Source organism: Sphingomonas jaspsi DSM 18422, assembly GCF_000585415.1.
In the GTDB taxonomy this organism is placed as follows: Bacteria; Pseudomonadota; Alphaproteobacteria; order Sphingomonadales; family Sphingomonadaceae; genus Sphingomicrobium; species Sphingomicrobium jaspsi.
Map to the genome: position 1 here is coordinate 215,840 of NZ_KK073876.1, position 14,639 is coordinate 230,478.

Sequence of the window (14,639 nt, forward strand, 5' to 3'; positions counted from 1 at the left end):
TTGCGGGTGAGCGGATGTACGAGGCTCCTAATCGGTACAAGCGGATGGTGTCGGCACGGCTGCCCGACGGCGAGTCGATGGGTTTCGCCGCACAGGACGACCATGACGGCGCCAGCCCGCTGCGCGACGCCCAGCTGATCGCCCGCGGCCATTTTTCGCCCTTCTTCGCGGCCGCCAACAGCGTTGCCGCCGTCTTGCTGAGCATGATTCTCTACAGCCACGTGGACGGTGCCTACCTTTTCGGCTGGCTGCTCGCGGTCGTGGGCGTCAATGTCGGCGCGATGCAATTGGCCCGGATGCAGGCCATCACCCACGTCGGCCGCTCGGGCAAGCGCGTGCCTCGCTGGCTGATGATGGGCGACATCGTCGTCCGGGCGATGGTTTTCCTGTCGCTTCCCGCCATTTTCTTCGCCGGCCTGTCGCCGACGGCTCAGGTCATCGCGGCCACGCTGGTGGCCGGGACCGGCATTTCGGCCCTCGGCCTCGTCGTCCAGCCGAACTGCGTCAAGGCATGGATGGCGATCTTCACCGCCGGGCTTTGCTACCAGCTGCTCGTCGCGCGCAACCATGTCCCGTTCGACAATGTCGTCGCCATCCTGTTCGTGCTGGGCGTGGCGATCATCGGTGTCCTGGCCGTCGCGCGCTGGGCGTTCGGTCAGCTCAAGACCAACGCCGATTTCGGGTCGCAGTCGGAAAGCGCCAGCCTGCTGCTGCAGGAATATGAGCAGCGCGGCGTGGGTTGGCTGTGGCAGGTCGATAGCGAAAATCGCGTCACCTACATCTCCAGCCGAATGAGCGCGCTGATGGGTCGCCCGGCGACGCAGTTGCTCGGCCATTCGCTGCCGGCGCTGCTCGGCGGTCATGCCGAACTCGGCCGCATCCTGCTCGACCGACAGCCCTTCAGCGCGCTTGAAATGGAACTGGCGACCGCCCGCGGCCCGCGCTGGATTTCGATCGCCGGTGATCCGATCATAGACACCGCCGGCCGCTTCGAAGGCTTCCGCGGCGTCGGCAGCGACATTACCGAAGTCCGCCAGACGCAGGAGCGCCTGACCAACCTCGCCAACATGGACGTCCTGTCGGGCTTGCCCAACCGTGGCCGCGTGCGCCAGCTGCTGGGTGAAGCGCTGCGTGCGGCGACGACCGGCAATGTCCCCTGCGCGATCATGTTCCTCGACCTCGACGGCTTCAAGCCGGTCAACGACACCTTCGGACACCCGAAGGGTGATGCCGTGCTGCAGGCGGTGGCCAAGCGGCTGTGCGACGAGGTTGGCAGCGACGGCCATGTCGGCCGCATGGGCGGCGACGAATTCGCTATCGTGGTGACCGATGCCCAGTCGCGCGGCAATGTCGAGGGCCTTGCCAACCGCATCATCAAGTCGATCAAAGAACCCTATATGATCGACCAGACCGAAATCCGGATCGGGGTTTCGATCGGTTGCGCGTTCGGCCCCATTGACGGGGCCACCGTCGACGACCTGATTCTCAAGGCCGATCTTGCGCTGTACGAAGCCAAGGGCGCGGGCCGCGGCGTCGCCAAATATTTCTCGTCGGAACTGCAGTCCGAACAGGACGACCGCGTCCGCATGGAAGCCGACCTCCGCGCGGCCATCACGGCCAAGCAGTTCCACCTGGTCTACCAGCCGCTGGTCAGCGCCAAGACCCAGAAGCTGATCGGCTTCGAAGCGCTCATCCGCTGGAACCATCCGCAGCGCGGCTTCGTCCCTCCCAACGTCTTCATCCCGATCGCCGAAGAGGCTGGCCTGATGCCGACCATCGGCGAATGGGTGATCGACGAGGCCTGCCGCACCGCTTCGACATGGCCGGACAACATCACGATCGCGCTCAACGTCAGTCCCAAGCAGATCCTGCCGGCGCTGCCCAACATCGTTAGCCAGGCGCTCGGCCGCTGGCGCGTCGCCGCCAACCGCATCGAACTGGAAGTGACCGAGGGCGTGTTCCTGGGCGACAATGGCCAAACGCTGGACGTTCTGAAGCGCCTGCGCGCCCTCGGCGTCGGCATCGCGCTCGACGATTTCGGAACCGGCTATTCGTCGATCGGCTATTTGAACAAGGCGGTCTTCCACAAGCTGAAGATCGACGGCAGCTTCGTTCGCGAAGCCGGCAGCCGCGCCGACAATGTCGCCATCATCCAGTCGATCGTCCAGCTCGCCAAGAACTTCCGCATGAACGTCTGCGCCGAAGGGGTCGAGACGGCGGAAGACTTCGAACGGATGCGAGACCTGGGTTGCGATACCATCCAAGGCTATCTGTTCGGCCGACCGTTGACCTACGACCGGGCCAACCAAATGGTGATGGGCCTCGGCGCCAAGAAGATGGCTGGCTGACGCCTTAGTATCGGGTCCGCAGGAAATCGACCGCCGCGCGATATTCGCGCAAGGTCACATGGCCGTCGCGATCCTCGTCGGCGATGTCCTGAAACGCACCGACCACCGGTTGTGCTTCGTACAGCGTCAGCCAGCCGTCGCGATTGCTGTCGAAGCTTTTGACCGCCCATTGCTTGATCGCCGGGTCGCTGTCGACGAGATCCATCGCCCGCGGGTTGATGGACGCCTGGATGGCAACTGCCGGCTTCGACGGCGAAATTTCGTTGCCGCGGATGACTTCCACTCCGGGCACTCCGCTGCTGGCAGTCCCTGCCGCCGCGGCCAACAACAACAACATCGACATGGCGCAATCCTCGTTCGTTGCGCCCCCACCTGCAGTCGATAACGTCAGTTCGCGGCTTGGGTTGCGATCAGTGCCCGAATCGCCTCGTCGAGCGCCGCCGGCCGGAACGGCTTGGCGAGCAGCTGGGCATCGGGCGCCGCCGCCCGGATTTCGTCGGTTTCGCTATAGCCCGACACGAACAGGATCGGCTGTTTAGGATCGAGCGACCGGATCTGTCTTGCGACATCGGCGCCGCTCAATCCGGGCATGATATAGTCCAGGATCACCACATCAGGGCGCACGGCCTCATATTGGGCCAGCGCCTGCCGCGCGTCGCCGCACAGTCGCGTGCGGTGGCCGAATTCCTGCAGGCTGGCATCGATGAAGGCGCGCACGTCCGGGTCGTCGTCGACCACCAGAACGCACAGGCTGTCGTCGACCGCCGTGCCGTCGTTCCTCTCGGGATTGATGGTCGCTGCAATGGCTTCCCCCGCGCCCGCTCGCCGGAACAGCAAGCGCACGGTGGTGCCCTTGCCGTCCCTGCTCTCGATCCGGGCGGTCCCGCCTGACTGGCGCGCCATGCCGTAAACCATCGAAAGGCCAAGGCCGGTACCTTTACCGACATCCTTGGTCGTGAAGAAGGGTTCGAACGCACGCGCCCTGACCTCGTCGGGCATGCCAAGCCCGGTATCCTGGATCGACAGCTCGACATAATCGCCGTCGTCCAGTTCGGGGTCTCCCTCAACCGTGAGCGGGCGGGTGGCGATGGACAGCGTGCCGCCCCCAGGCATGGCATCGCGCGCATTGATCGCGAGGTTGAGCACCGCGACTTCCAGCTGCGTGGGGTCCGCCATCACCATCAGGTCCGACTGGTCGAGATCGAACATCTTGTCGATGCCGGGGCCAAGCACATTGCGCAGCAGCGGTGCCATTTCCCCGATCAGCGGCGCGATCGCGGTGGGCTGCACTTCCAGCCGCTGTACCCTGCTGAACGCCAGCAACTGCGCGGTCAGCCGGGCCCCGCGCTCGGCGGCAGAAAGCGCGCTTTCGGCATAGCGCTTGAGGCGGTCGTCCTCGACCCGCTTGGCAATGAGGTCGAGCCCGCCGACCACCACGGTCAGCAGGTTGTTGAAGTCGTGGGCGATACCCCCGGTCAGCTGGCCCAGCGCTTCCATCTTTTGCGCCTGGCGAAGCTGGTCCTGCGTTTGTTCGAGGTCCGCCGTGCGTTCGTCTACCAGCCGCTGCAGCGCGAATTCGGCTTCCTTCGCTTCCGTCACGTCGCTGGCCGTGCCGATGAATCCCACGACATTGCCGTCGCCGTCGACCCGCGGCATCGACACCGAGCGAAGCCAGCGCCATTCGCCGTCGGCCCGGCGGAACCGCCCGACCAGTTCGACCGACTCCTTACGCTCCAATTGCCTGAGATACCCTTCGATCACGTCGTCCCGGTCGTCGGGGTGGATCGCACTTTGCCAATCGTGCTGGCCACGCTCGTCGTCCGAGAAGCCGAAAAAATCGTGATAGGCCTGGTTCACGAAATCGCGGCTTCCGTCGATTCTCGTCACCCACATCGGCACGGGGGCGCTGTCCGAAATGCGCCGGAAGCGCTGTTCGCTTTCGCGCAGCGCCTGTTCCGCCGCGCGTTGTTCGGTGACGTCCTGGATGACGAGGATGAGCCCGGCGACGCTTCCGTCTTCAAGGACGTGAGGGACATAATCGGACTGGGTAGAAAGGGTGCCGCGCGTGGGATGGTCGAACGCGGCGGTAAAGAATTGCCGTTCCCCCGCCAGCGCCGCCTCCAGCCTCGGCCGACGCGATTCGAATGTCTTCGTGCCCATCACGTCGGGAAGGTGCTGGCCGAGCATCGCGCTGCGCGGCCGCTCGTACCAGTCGGCGATCGGCTTGTTGACGAAGCGATAGACGAGGTCGCGATCGATATAGGCGATCATCACCGGCAGAACGTCGGCAATGGCCAATATGCCATGGAAATCGAAGATGCCCGGGATAAGTGCGACCGATCCCGCCGCGATGGTTTCATCCGCCTTGCGGGCCGTCAAATCGTCGCTCGACCGGATCGTATCCGACCGCGACTCGCTTTGCCCCCCGCTCGCCATGCACTTAGTCTGGCGCGAAATGCCGTTGAAGTCACGCCCAGCCCGGCTCAGTCGAAGTGAAGTCGACGATAGCTGCCGCGGAAGTAAAGCAGGGGATCGAGCCCCGGATCGAAGGTCGCTTTCTTGACCTCACCCACCAGGATGAAGTGATCGCCGCCGTCGAATACTGAATGGCGGGCACATTCGAATACCGACAGGGAATCGAGCAGCACCGGGACGCCATGCTCGCCGAGCGACCAGGGGGTCTGGCCGAACCGATCCTCGACGCGGGTCGAAAAGGTGATCGATGCAGGCTGCTGTTCGGTCTGCAGGACGTTGACCGCGAAATGATCGGCCTGTCCCAGCGGTGCCGCGGTGGCGGCGCGCTTGGCCACGCACACCAGCAGCAATGGCGGATCGAGGCTGACCGAGGTGAAACTGTTGGCGGTCAGGCCGACCGGTTCACCCGCCGCATCGAGACAGGTCACAACCGTGACGCCGGTCGCAAAGCAGCCCAGCGCGTCGCGCAGGGTGCGCGGATCCGATCCCGATCGATATTCGCGGAGGTCGCCCATCGGTCCGCCATAGCGGCGGACCGCCTCGCCTGTCACCCCGCAAGGGCTCGCAACTGGACGATGTCGAGCGCTTCGAGCTGATCGGCCACTTCGTCGAGCGATGGCGACACGAAGTACATCGGCTGGAACACGTCGTTGCGGTAAGGCGTGCGCGACGCCGCTTCGAGGGTGAAGGGCAGTCGCGGCAGGTCTGCTTCCAGCGACAGGTGCGCCTCGCCGAAGCTGGACGCCAGTCCCGCGCCGAGGATCTTCACCTCCCCCTCTTCCAGCGCCAGGCCGAATTCGACGGTGTACCAGTAGAGCCGGCTCATCACCTCGCCCAACCCGGCGGCGATGGCATCCACGCCAAGCTTCCCGAGCGCTTCCATAAGGCGCGCGATGTCGGGATTGGCGAGCATCGGGACATGCCCGAAGATGTCGTGGAAACAGTCCGGTTCCTTCAGGTAATCGAGATTGTCGGCCGAGCGGATGAAGTTGCCGATCGGGAAACGACGTTCGGCCAGCATGGCGAAGAACGCGTCGTCCGGAACGATCCCGGCCACCGACACCAGCCGCCAGCCGCTCAAGCGCTCCAGCCGATCGCTGATCGCTTCCAGTTCGGGAATTCCCGGCTGGTCGAGGCCGAGCTTCGGCAGGCCATCGAGGAAAGGTTTCACGATATGCGTGCCGAGGTACGGCACCTGGCGCGCAAACAGCGTGTCCCACACGCCATGCTCTTCGGGCGTGAACCGTGCCCAGTCTTGCGGAACGAGCCATTGTCGCCAGTCGGTTCGCTGGCGGTCTGCGGTCTGGGTTCGGTCTTCATTGAACATGTCTGGCAACTCCGGGGCGGTGAAACGAAAAAGCCCCGCCGAAGCGAGGCTTGGCGGGGCGGTGGTCCGATGTGAGCGCGCGCAGCCTCAGTCGGTGGTCACCGCGCGACGATAATAATAGAGGGCAGCCGACGCGATGGCCGGTTCGTTGATGCAGGCGATGGTGGCCGTGCGGGTCATGGCGCTGGTGTATCGCGATTCAAGCATGAATGAAAGATGGCTGGCGCTTTCGCATCGCCGCCGAATCTGTCAGAGCGCTCGCCATGCTGATCCTCGTCCCGTCCCACATCGACCTCGCCACGCTGCGCCGGCTTTGGCAGGGCGCCTCTGCCACGTTGGACGACGCTGCCATGGACCGGGTCCGGGCGTCGGCCGCGTCGGTCGAGCGGATCGTTGCGGGCGGCGACACCGTCTATGGCGTCAACACCGGCTTCGGACTGCTCGCCAACACCCGTATCCCCGCCGACCGGCTGGCAGAACTGCAGCGCAACTTGATCCTCAGCCACAGCTGCGGCCTTGGCGACGCGTTGCCGCGTCACGTCGTCCGCCTGATGATCATGCTCAAATTGCTCGGTCTTGGCCGCGGCTATTCCGGCGTCAGGCCGGTCGTGATCGAAGCCTTGCAGACGCTCGTGGACCGCGACGCAATGCCGGTGGTGCCGAGCCAGGGCAGTGTCGGCGCATCGGGCGACCTTGCGCCGCTGGCCCATCTTATCTCGGCGCTGCTCGGCGAAGGCCGGATCGACCTTGCCGGCAACGTCCTGCCGGCCCGCGACGCACTTGCCCAGATCGGCCTGACGCCGCTTGAACTCGGTCCCAAGGAAGGCCTTGCGCTGATCAACGGCACCCAGGCGTCGACCGCCATCGCGCTCGACGCCCTGTTCAAGGCGGAACGCGTGTTCGGGGCCGCCATCGTCGCTGGCGCCTTGTCGGTCGACGCCCTGAAAGGCAGCCTCAAGCCGTTCGATCCGCGCATCAGCGACGTTCGCGGCCAGCCGGGCCAGATTCGGGTCGCCGCCGCCATCCGCCAACTGCTTGAGGGCTCGCCCATCGTCGACAGCCACCACCGCTGCGGGCGGGTGCAGGACCCCTACAGCTTCCGTTGCCAGCCACAGGTGATGGGCGCCGCGCTGGACCTTCTGGTCAACGCCGCCCGCACGCTGGAGATCGAAGCGGCGGCGGTGACCGATAACCCGATCGTGTTCGAGGACGAGGACATCGCCATCAGCGGCGGCAACTTCCACGCCCAGCCGGTGGCCTTTGCCGCCGACATCATCGCCATGGCGCTGTGCGAGGTGGGCAGCCTTTCGGAACGCCGCACCAGCGTCCTGGTGGATCCCAAGATGAGCGGCCTGCCTGCCTTCCTGACCGATGACGGCGGCGTCAATTCGGGCCTCATGATCCCGCAGGTGACCGCCGCGGCGTTGACCAGCGAGAACAAGACGATGGCCTTCCCGGCCTCGGTCGATTCGATCCCGACCAGCGCCGGCCAGGAAGACCATGTATCGATGGCCCCGATCGCCGCGCGCAAGGCCGGCGCGATCGCAAGGAATGCCGCCGGTATTATCGCCGTCGAACTGATCGCCGCCGCGCAGGGCGTCGACTATCACGCGCCGCTCACCACGTCGGACAGACTGCAGGCACTGCACGCCAAGGTTCGCGCCCTGTCGCCGCACCTCGAAACCGACCGTTATTGGGCGGACGAAATGGCAGCGATCCAGAACGCGATCCTCGACGGGTCGCTAGCGCACCAGGCTTGGCTCTAGCCCCTATTTTTCGAGGTTGGCCAGGATCTGGGCCGCCGTCATCGGCCCGTTGGCCATGGTGTCGGTATGCACCGCGATCATGGTCCGGAATTCAAGGCTGGCCTTCGGCCCGGTGGTCAGCCCCATTTTCTTGGCGGCTGCGTCGACCGCCTCGTCCTGCGCATCGGTTGTCTGCGGGTTGATCACCAGATAGTCCCAGCTGTCGCCGGACGTATGGACATAGATTTGGGCGGGGGCGACGCCGGCAGCGGCCGCTGCGCGATCCTGCCCCGCCATCCATTTGAGAAGCGCGAGCTGCTGTCCCGGCGCGGCCCGATACAGCGATACGATCGCCTTCCCCGGCTCGGCTGCGGCGGACGGCGTGGCGAAGGAAAGCGCGCAAGCGGCCGCGACGGCGGCGAAAAGCTTCTTGGTCATGATAACGTCCCCTGCTGATCGGCCGACCATCCGGCCCCCTCGACCCGCACCTCCTGCGGGCCGGGCGGACCGGCGTGGATCAATCAACAGGCGTCGGACTCGCCCGCCGCGAGCCTTAGCATATATCGTGGTAAACCGGAAAATAACGGAGCGTCAGCCGACCCGCCGCCAGCGCTGCTCCTTGCAGATCAGGCCGGCGATCGCGCAGCCCTTGACGCTGAGTTGGCTCGCACCGACGGCACGAATCGTGCCGGTTGCGTTCATGTTGCGCTTGGGCAGGAAGACGCGCCCGGTCCAGCCGCCCTTGCCGTCAGGCGTAAAGCCGCTCAGCAGGTTGCGCCCCACCAGGTTGGGCGTTCCGCCCGCCCGGGCATCGGCCTTGGCCTCCGCGGACGCGCTGATCACCTTCCCGCAATAGGCGGTGCCGCACTTCGCCATTTCGATGACGACGCTGCCCTTGGGATTGGTCCACTTTCCCTCGATCGGCACCGTCGGCTGCGCCATCACGGCCGCCGACATCGCCACGATGGGCATCAAAAGATACTTGCTCATGGGAGCCCAATAGCCTGATTTTGTGGCGCAAATGGTACGCTCAGCTTTCGCTGACATGAACCGCGTCGGACGCGATGCGCGCGGAATATGGCGGAGCGGGAGGGATTCGAACCCTCGATACGGTTTTGCCGTATACTCACTTTCCAGGCGAGCGCCTTCGACCACTCGGCCACCGCTCCGCATGCACTGGATGCAGGGGGCTCTAGTCGGCGGAAGCGCATCTCGCAAGCTTGCCGGAAGGGTCGGCTCACCCCTATGGCGGAAAGCGATGACGCGCCGTTTCGACCATCCGCCCACGCCAGAGGAGATCGAAGCCATTGCGCGTGCGCAGTTGCAGGCCCTGCCCGAACCGTTCGCGAGCCACTTGCGCCACGTCGTGCTTCAGGTCGACGAACTCGCCGACGAGGAATTGCTGGCCGAGCTCGGCATCGACCATCCGCTCGACCTCACCGGTGTCTATGAAGGCATCCCCATCGGCGAGCGCAGCGTCGAAACGTCGGGCACCCTACCAGACCGCATCCGCCTGTTCCGCCGTGCGATCCTCGACGAATGGGTCGAGGAGGGCGAAGAACTGGAACATCTGGTCCGTCACATTTTGATCCACGAGGCCGGACATCATTTCGGCTTCAGCGATGACGACATGCACGCGCTGGAGGAACAGGCTTGAGCCTGCTGCTCGACGGACAGCGACTGGCGCTGGTGCGCGGCGGGCGGCTGCTGTTCGACGGTCTCGGCCTGGCATTGGCGCCGGGCGAAGCGCTCCACGTCACCGGTCCCAATGGCACCGGAAAGTCGAGCCTGATCCGCCTTGTCGCCGGTCTGCTTACCCCCTCTGCGGGAAGGCTTGAGCGGGCGGACGCGGCGCTGGCCGACGAAGGACTGGCGCTCGATCGCGAACTGCCGCTGTCGCGGGCCCTGTCATTCTGGGCAGGGCCTAAGCTGGGCGAGGCGATGACCGGATTGGGCATCGATCATCTGGCCGACGTACCCGTGCGCTTGCTGTCGACCGGCCAGCGCAAGCGGGCGGTGCTGGCACGGGTGATGGCGAGCGGTGCGCCGCTGTGGCTGCTCGACGAGCCGCTGAACGGGCTCGACCGGGACGGCGCGGAGCGGCTGGCAAACGCCCTCGCCGATCATCGGCGAAGCGGCGGTGCCATCCTGGCCGCGAGCCACGTCCCGTTCCCGGGCGAGTGGCGCACGCTGGAGCTTGGCGCATGACCGCCGCCCTGATCGCCCGCGAAGTGCGCCGCGCGCTGCATGGCGCGGCATGGCTTCCGGTCGCCTTCTTCCTGCTGGTCGCGACGATGGTGCCGTTCGCGGTCGGGCCCGATGCGCAGCTGCTGGGTCGAATCGGTGGCGGCGCGCTGTGGATCGCGGCGCTGACCGCCGCGCTGCTGCCGATCGAGCGACTGGTTGAACCGGATCGCGCCGATGGTGTGCTCGATCAACTTGCGCTCGGCGGGACGAGCGAGGAAGCCATCGGCATAGCCAAGATCGTCGGCCACTGGCTGACCTTCGGACCGCTGCTACTGATCGCCGCCGTGCCCGGAAGCTTCCTCGTCGGGCTGGGCGATGGCGGGCTCCAGCGCACGCTCGTTTCGCTCGCCATCGGCACCCCGGCGCTCGCAGCCCTCGCGGTGGCGGTGGCAGCGCTGACCGCCGGCCTGCCGCGTTCGGGCGGGTTAGCGGGATTGCTGCTGATGCCGCTTGCCGTCCCGCTGCTCATTTTCGGCGCCAGCGCGACCGGCGACGGCGACAGTTCGGCGTTGAAGCTGGAAGCCGCCGTGGCCCTATTCACGCTCGCCGGCGCACCGTTCGTCACGGGCGCGGCGATCCGCGCGGCACGCGGCTAGTCGCGCGTCCAGCGGGCGAAGATCGCGGTCGGCAGCAGCAGCCCACGCGTTTCCTCGCGCACCGCCATCTCACCGCATTGGACCCGGCCGCCGAGGCCGGCGGTCATCTGGCTCAGCAATTCGCCGATGCTGAGCGCCGACATGCGGACCGCATAGACGGTGAGCACGAGGAAGCGGCTCTTATCGTCGAGCAGCTTGACGCAATCGGCCAGCAGCGGCGCCAGATGCTCTTCCAGCCGCCACACCTCGCCCTCCGGCCCGCGCCCGAACTTGGGCGGGTCGAGCAGGATGCCGTCGTAGCGGCGCCCGCGGCGCACTTCGCGCGCGGTGAACTTGGCGGCGTCGTCGACGATCCAGCGGATCGGCCGTTCGGCGAGGCCCGATAGCTGGGCGTTGGCGCGCCCGCCCTCGACCGACTTCTTCGACGCATCGACATGGACCAGCCGCCCGCCCGCCTCGCTCAGCAGCAGCGTGCCGACGCCGGTGTAGCCGAACAGGTTCATGATATCGGCGTCGTCCGCCCGCTCGCGCATCCAGTCCCATTGCGGGGCCATGTCGGGGAAGAAGCCGAGGTGCCGAAACGGCGTCAGGCTGGCGTGGAATTTGACGCCATCGCGCGCCAGCGGCCAGTCGCGCGGTACGTCGCGGTGCTTGACCCAGCGCCCGCCGCCATCCTCGTCGCTGCCGGGCACGAAGGTCGCGTCCGGATCCCAACTGTCGAGCGCGGGCTGCCACATCGCCTGCGGTTCGGGGCGAACCACGCGGACCTTGCCGTACCGCTCATATTTCTGGCCGTCGCCGCTATCGATCAGCGTGCAGGCTTCCCACGGTTCGGCGACGATCGTCTTGAGGTCGTGGAGGCTCATGCCGCGAGCGCCAGCTTCCCGCCAATCGAGGCCAGCGCCACGGGCCCGCCGAGCACCGCCTGCCCCGCCGCCCGAGCCGCCGCGACATCGACGCCGCGGAGTTCGTCCAGCATTTCGTCGAGGCTCATGATCCGCCCGACCAGCTCGATCGACCGGGCCATCGAATCCGCCCGTCCCTGCGGCGTCTCCAGGCTCATCAGCAGCCCCGCCTCGACCTGTGCCCGGGCGCGATTGAGTTCGGCTTGGGTGAGGTCGTCCGCGGCTTTCGCCACGCAGTCGCGTGCCAGCGCCATGGCTTCCGCAGCGCGCGCCTTGTCGGTCGACAGGTTGACCGCGAACAGGCCGGTATCGGCATAGCCCTGCGTCCAGGCATAGATCGAATAGGCAAGGCCGCGATCCTCGCGCAGCTCCTGGAACAGGCGCGACGACATGCCCCCGCCCACCGCCTGCGCGAACAGTGACAAGGCGGGCGCGTCGGGGCTGGCGGCGGGCAGGCCGGGATGGGCGAAGGCAAGCTGGGTCTGCTCGGTGGTCTTGCGATCGGACCGCACGCCGCCCTTGAACTCCGCTGCCGCGATCGGCGGCGGCGCGACGGGCTCAAGATCGCCGAACAGCGCTTCGGCAAGCATCAGGATATGGCCGGCATCGACCTTGCCCGCGGCCGAGATCACCAGTCGCTCGGGCCGATATTGCTCGGTCAGCCAGCCTGTGCAGTCGTCTCGGGTGAAGGCGCGAATGCTGTCGGCCTTGCCCAGCACCGGGCGCGCCAGCGGCTGCTGGCCGAAGGCGGCTTCGAACAGATGATCGTGGATCAGGTCGTCGGGCGTATCGAGGCATTCGCCCAGCTCCGACAGGATGACCAGCTTTTCGCGCTCCAGCTCGTCGGCGTCGAGCTTCGGCGCGCGGACGAGGTCGGCGATCAGCTCCAGCGCCAGCCCGACATCGGGTGCCAGCGTGCGGCCGTGGAAAACGGTCTGGTCACGGCTGGTCCAGGCATTGAGCGACCCGCCGACGTCCTCGATCGCTTCGGCGATGGCACGGGCATCGCGGCCGCGCGCGCCCTTGAACACCATATGTTCAACGAGGTGCGCGAGCCCGCCCTTGCCATCGGCCTCGCTGCGGCTGCCAACCCCGGCGTACAGGCCGATCGCCGCCGACTGCGCACCGGGCATGGGGTCGATGGCGACGGTGACGCCGTTGGCGAGGCGGGTCAGCTCAGCCATTGCCCGCCTCCCGCCACTTCCTGCGCAGCGCCAGCGCGTAGATGACCAGCGCGATCCCGGCGAACAGGAACCACTGGATGGCGTAGCTCAGGTGATTGTTGGGGATCGAATCGGGCGATGGCGGGGCGCTGGCCTGTAGGCCCGGACCCGGCGTGGCGGCGACGAGGCGCATCCGGCTGCGGCTGTCGGGCGCGATGACGCCGGTCACCAGCCCGCCCTTATAGTCGCGCCCGGCATTGGGGTCCTTCGACCAGCCCAGCTCGACCGACACGCCCGGTCCTTCGGCGCCGGTCACGCAATCGGCGATGACCAGGAATCCGGGCTCGCCCTTCACATTCTGCCCCGCCGCCGTACGCATTGCCGCGACCTTCAGGCAGTTTGCGGTGGCCGTGCGGAACAGCGGCAGCGGGTCCTTCTGCGGCACCGCCGGCCAGCTCATCGGCGGCAGCGTCTGCGCGGCGGCGTAGCTGGCCAGCAACGCTTCCTTTTGCGCCTTGCGCTGCAGCTGCCAAATGCCAAGGCCGACCATCGTCAGCGCCGCCGCGACGACGAGGATGGTCGGGATGAGCGGGACCTTCCTCATTCCGAAATCCGCCCTTCGCGCGCCTTGTGCTTATATTCCTGGTAAATCAGCCCGGCCTTGCCGACCCTTAGGCCATAAAGCGTCAGGGCGATGCCGATCGGCAGCCAGACGATGTGCACCCACCACGGCGGGCTAAAGCGCAGTTCGACGAGGATCGCCCCCGTCGCCAGAATCGCGCCGACGATCAGGATGAGGAAGGCAGCGGGTCCGTCACCCACGTTGAAGGACTGGAAGTCCAGCCCGCAGACGCGGCAGCTGGCCGCGAAACGGGCGAGGCCCGCATAAAGCGTCCTCGCCCCGCATCGGGGGCAAAGCCCCCCAAGCATCGCCGCCGCCAGCGTCGGCGCGGCGCCGTGTTCCGGCGCCTTGTCGGCCATCAGCCGCCGTGAACCGGCGCGCCCCAGCCGCCCCAGACATAGATCGAGACGAACAGGAACAGCCACACCACGTCGACGAAGTGCCAGTACCAGGCCGCCGCTTCGAAGCCGAAGTGCGCCTTGGGCGTGAAGTCGCCCTTGTAGGCGCGGATCAGGCAGACCGCGAGGAAGATGGTGCCGATGATGACATGGAACCCGTGGAAACCGGTCGCCATGAAGAAGGTCGAACCGTAGATGTTGCCCGGGTTGTCCGCGTTGTTCATCGAAAAGCTGAAGGGCGCGTGGATATATTCATAGGCCTGGATGCTGGTGAACAGCAGGCCCAGCAGGATGGTGCACCACAGGCCCTTCTTCAGGCCTTCGCGGTCGCCGTGGATCAGCGCATGGTGCGCCCAGGTCACCGTCGTGCCCGAACACAGCAGGATCAGCGTGTTGAGCAGCGGCCAGCCGAACGGGTCGAGCACTTCCATGCCCTTGGGCGGCCACACGCCCCCGACCGCTTCGGCGGCCGACGGGAACAGCGAGCTTGCGAAGTAGGCCCAGAACCAGGCGACGAAGAACATCACTTCCGACGCGATGAACAGGATCATGCCGTAGCGCAGGTGCAGCTGGACGACCGGCGTATGGTCGCCCGCCTTGCCTTCGCGAATGACATCGCCCCACCAGCTGAACATCACCGCCAGCACGCCGACAAGGCCGAGCAGGGCGACGAACTTGCCGTAAGGATTGTCGTGCATCCACATCACGCCGCCGCCGGTAAGGGCGAGCGCGGCGAAGGAGCCGATCAGCGGCCATGCGCTGGGCGGAAGGATATGATAGTCGTGGTTCTTGGTCGCGGCCATTGGTCCTGTT

Annotated in this window: 16 protein-coding genes and 1 tRNA gene; 5 read left to right on the forward strand and 12 right to left on the reverse strand. The window is 66.4% G+C overall.

Features of this window, described 5'->3' with window-relative positions:
• Positions 1 to 14 precede the first annotated feature (14 nt).
• Positions 15 to 2,348 (forward strand): putative bifunctional diguanylate cyclase/phosphodiesterase, encoded by a 2,334-nt coding sequence (locus tag G570_RS01055; RefSeq protein WP_084607411.1) that lies wholly within the window; start codon positions 15 to 17, stop codon positions 2,346 to 2,348.
• Positions 2,349 to 2,352: 4 nt separating this feature from the next.
• Here the strand turns inward: G570_RS01055 and G570_RS01060 are convergent, their stop codons facing one another.
• From G570_RS01060 to G570_RS01075, 4 genes are read right to left on the reverse strand one after another with little or no spacing between them, the layout of a single operon-like run.
• Positions 2,353 to 2,691: a hypothetical protein gene (locus G570_RS01060; RefSeq protein WP_037498228.1), complete on the reverse strand. Its 339-nt coding sequence runs from the start codon at positions 2,689 to 2,691 to the stop codon at positions 2,353 to 2,355.
• A 44-nt stretch (positions 2,692 to 2,735) separates the two neighbouring features.
• Entirely contained in the window at positions 2,736 to 4,784 is a 2,049-nt protein-coding gene (locus G570_RS01065; protein WP_051503907.1) for a hybrid sensor histidine kinase/response regulator, read from the reverse strand.
• 47 nt (positions 4,785 to 4,831) lie between these two features.
• Positions 4,832 to 5,338, reverse strand: coding sequence for a flavin reductase family protein (locus tag G570_RS01070; RefSeq protein ID WP_037503302.1), 507 nt, complete (start codon positions 5,336 to 5,338; stop codon positions 4,832 to 4,834).
• Between the two features lie 32 nt (positions 5,339 to 5,370).
• On the reverse strand, positions 5,371 to 6,150 hold the full coding sequence (locus G570_RS01075) for a hypothetical protein (protein ID WP_051503908.1): 780 nt from the start codon (positions 6,148 to 6,150) through the stop codon (positions 5,371 to 5,373).
• Positions 6,151 to 6,413: 263 nt separating this feature from the next.
• Between G570_RS01075 and hutH the strand changes: the two genes are divergently transcribed.
• The gene (gene hutH, locus G570_RS01080) at positions 6,414 to 7,916 is read left to right on the forward strand and encodes a histidine ammonia-lyase (protein WP_037503306.1); all 1,503 of its coding nucleotides are present in this window, start codon (positions 6,414 to 6,416) and stop codon (positions 7,914 to 7,916) included.
• 3 nt (positions 7,917 to 7,919) lie between these two features.
• On the opposite strand, the gene G570_RS01085 is transcribed toward hutH, so the two are convergent.
• From G570_RS01085 to G570_RS01095, 3 genes are all read right to left on the reverse strand, one after another.
• Positions 7,920 to 8,333, reverse strand: coding sequence for a hypothetical protein (locus G570_RS01085; RefSeq protein ID WP_037498232.1), 414 nt, complete (start codon positions 8,331 to 8,333; stop codon positions 7,920 to 7,922).
• Positions 8,334 to 8,486: 153 nt separating this feature from the next.
• A complete protein-coding gene (locus tag G570_RS01090) occupies positions 8,487 to 8,885 on the reverse strand; it encodes a DUF2147 domain-containing protein (RefSeq protein WP_037498235.1) in 399 nt (132 codons plus the stop codon).
• 88 nt (positions 8,886 to 8,973) lie between these two features.
• A tRNA-Ser gene (locus tag G570_RS01095) sits at positions 8,974 to 9,064 on the reverse strand.
• 89 nt (positions 9,065 to 9,153) lie between these two features.
• Between G570_RS01095 and G570_RS01100 the strand changes: the two genes are divergently transcribed.
• The 3 genes from G570_RS01100 to G570_RS01110 are packed head-to-tail and all read left to right on the forward strand — an operon-like array spanning position 9,154 to position 10,738.
• Positions 9,154 to 9,552: a metallopeptidase family protein gene (locus tag G570_RS01100; protein WP_037498238.1), complete on the forward strand. Its 399-nt coding sequence runs from the start codon at positions 9,154 to 9,156 to the stop codon at positions 9,550 to 9,552.
• Positions 9,549 to 10,103, forward strand: coding sequence for a heme ABC exporter ATP-binding protein CcmA (ccmA, locus tag G570_RS01105; protein WP_037498241.1), 555 nt, complete (start codon positions 9,549 to 9,551; stop codon positions 10,101 to 10,103). Before G570_RS01100 ends, ccmA begins: the two co-directional genes overlap by 4 nt.
• Positions 10,100 to 10,738 (forward strand): heme exporter protein CcmB, encoded by a 639-nt coding sequence (locus tag G570_RS01110; RefSeq protein WP_037498244.1) that lies wholly within the window; start codon positions 10,100 to 10,102, stop codon positions 10,736 to 10,738. The genes ccmA and G570_RS01110 overlap by 4 nt, the downstream gene beginning before the upstream one ends.
• On the opposite strand, the gene G570_RS01115 is transcribed toward G570_RS01110, so the two are convergent.
• From G570_RS01115 to G570_RS01135, 5 genes are read right to left on the reverse strand one after another with little or no spacing between them, the layout of a single operon-like run.
• Positions 10,735 to 11,604: a class I SAM-dependent methyltransferase gene (locus G570_RS01115; RefSeq protein ID WP_037498248.1), complete on the reverse strand. Its 870-nt coding sequence runs from the start codon at positions 11,602 to 11,604 to the stop codon at positions 10,735 to 10,737. The two genes, G570_RS01110 and G570_RS01115, sit on opposite strands and share 4 nt — an antisense overlap.
• Positions 11,601 to 12,827, reverse strand: a complete 1,227-nt coding sequence (locus tag G570_RS01120; protein ID WP_037498251.1) for a M16 family metallopeptidase — start codon at positions 12,825 to 12,827, stop codon at positions 11,601 to 11,603. The genes G570_RS01115 and G570_RS01120 overlap by 4 nt, the downstream gene beginning before the upstream one ends.
• Positions 12,820 to 13,410 (reverse strand): SURF1 family protein, encoded by a 591-nt coding sequence (locus G570_RS01125; RefSeq protein ID WP_037498254.1) that lies wholly within the window; start codon positions 13,408 to 13,410, stop codon positions 12,820 to 12,822. Before G570_RS01125 ends, G570_RS01120 begins: the two co-directional genes overlap by 8 nt.
• Positions 13,407 to 13,787 carry a DUF983 domain-containing protein gene (locus G570_RS01130; RefSeq protein ID WP_037498256.1) on the reverse strand — a complete coding sequence of 127 codons (381 nt, stop codon included), beginning with the start codon at positions 13,785 to 13,787 and terminating at the stop codon, positions 13,407 to 13,409. Before G570_RS01130 ends, G570_RS01125 begins: the two co-directional genes overlap by 4 nt.
• Entirely contained in the window at positions 13,787 to 14,629 is an 843-nt protein-coding gene (locus G570_RS01135) for a cytochrome c oxidase subunit 3 (protein WP_037498260.1), read from the reverse strand. Before G570_RS01135 ends, G570_RS01130 begins: the two co-directional genes overlap by 1 nt.
• Positions 14,630 to 14,639: the final 10 nt, after the last annotated feature.

Bases quoted from the DNA above. Each gene is read 5' to 3' on its own strand.
- G570_RS01135 (WP_037498260.1), bottom strand. From the start codon at position 14,629: ATGGCCGCGACCAAGAACCACGACTATCATATCCTTCCGCCCAGCGCA.
- hutH (WP_037503306.1), top strand. From the start codon at position 6,414: ATGCTGATCCTCGTCCCGTCCCACATCGACCTCGCCACGCTGCGCCGG.
- G570_RS01100 (WP_037498238.1), top strand. From the start codon at position 9,154: ATGACGCGCCGTTTCGACCATCCGCCCACGCCAGAGGAGATCGAAGCC.
- G570_RS01110 (WP_037498244.1), top strand. From the start codon at position 10,100: ATGACCGCCGCCCTGATCGCCCGCGAAGTGCGCCGCGCGCTGCATGGC.
- G570_RS01115 (WP_037498248.1), bottom strand. From the start codon at position 11,604: ATGAGCCTCCACGACCTCAAGACGATCGTCGCCGAACCGTGGGAAGCC.
- G570_RS01055 (WP_084607411.1), top strand. From the start codon at position 15: ATGTACGAGGCTCCTAATCGGTACAAGCGGATGGTGTCGGCACGGCTG.
- G570_RS01130 (WP_037498256.1), bottom strand. From the start codon at position 13,787: ATGGCCGACAAGGCGCCGGAACACGGCGCCGCGCCGACGCTGGCGGCG.
- G570_RS01125 (WP_037498254.1), bottom strand. From the start codon at position 13,410: ATGAGGAAGGTCCCGCTCATCCCGACCATCCTCGTCGTCGCGGCGGCG.
- G570_RS01060 (WP_037498228.1), bottom strand. From the start codon at position 2,691: ATGTCGATGTTGTTGTTGTTGGCCGCGGCGGCAGGGACTGCCAGCAGC.
- G570_RS01090 (WP_037498235.1), bottom strand. From the start codon at position 8,885: ATGAGCAAGTATCTTTTGATGCCCATCGTGGCGATGTCGGCGGCCGTG.
- G570_RS01065 (WP_051503907.1), bottom strand. From the start codon at position 4,784: ATGGCGAGCGGGGGGCAAAGCGAGTCGCGGTCGGATACGATCCGGTCG.
- G570_RS01085 (WP_037498232.1), bottom strand. From the start codon at position 8,333: ATGACCAAGAAGCTTTTCGCCGCCGTCGCGGCCGCTTGCGCGCTTTCC.
- G570_RS01120 (WP_037498251.1), bottom strand. From the start codon at position 12,827: ATGGCTGAGCTGACCCGCCTCGCCAACGGCGTCACCGTCGCCATCGAC.
- G570_RS01070 (WP_037503302.1), bottom strand. From the start codon at position 5,338: ATGGGCGACCTCCGCGAATATCGATCGGGATCGGATCCGCGCACCCTG.
- G570_RS01075 (WP_051503908.1), bottom strand. From the start codon at position 6,150: ATGTTCAATGAAGACCGAACCCAGACCGCAGACCGCCAGCGAACCGAC.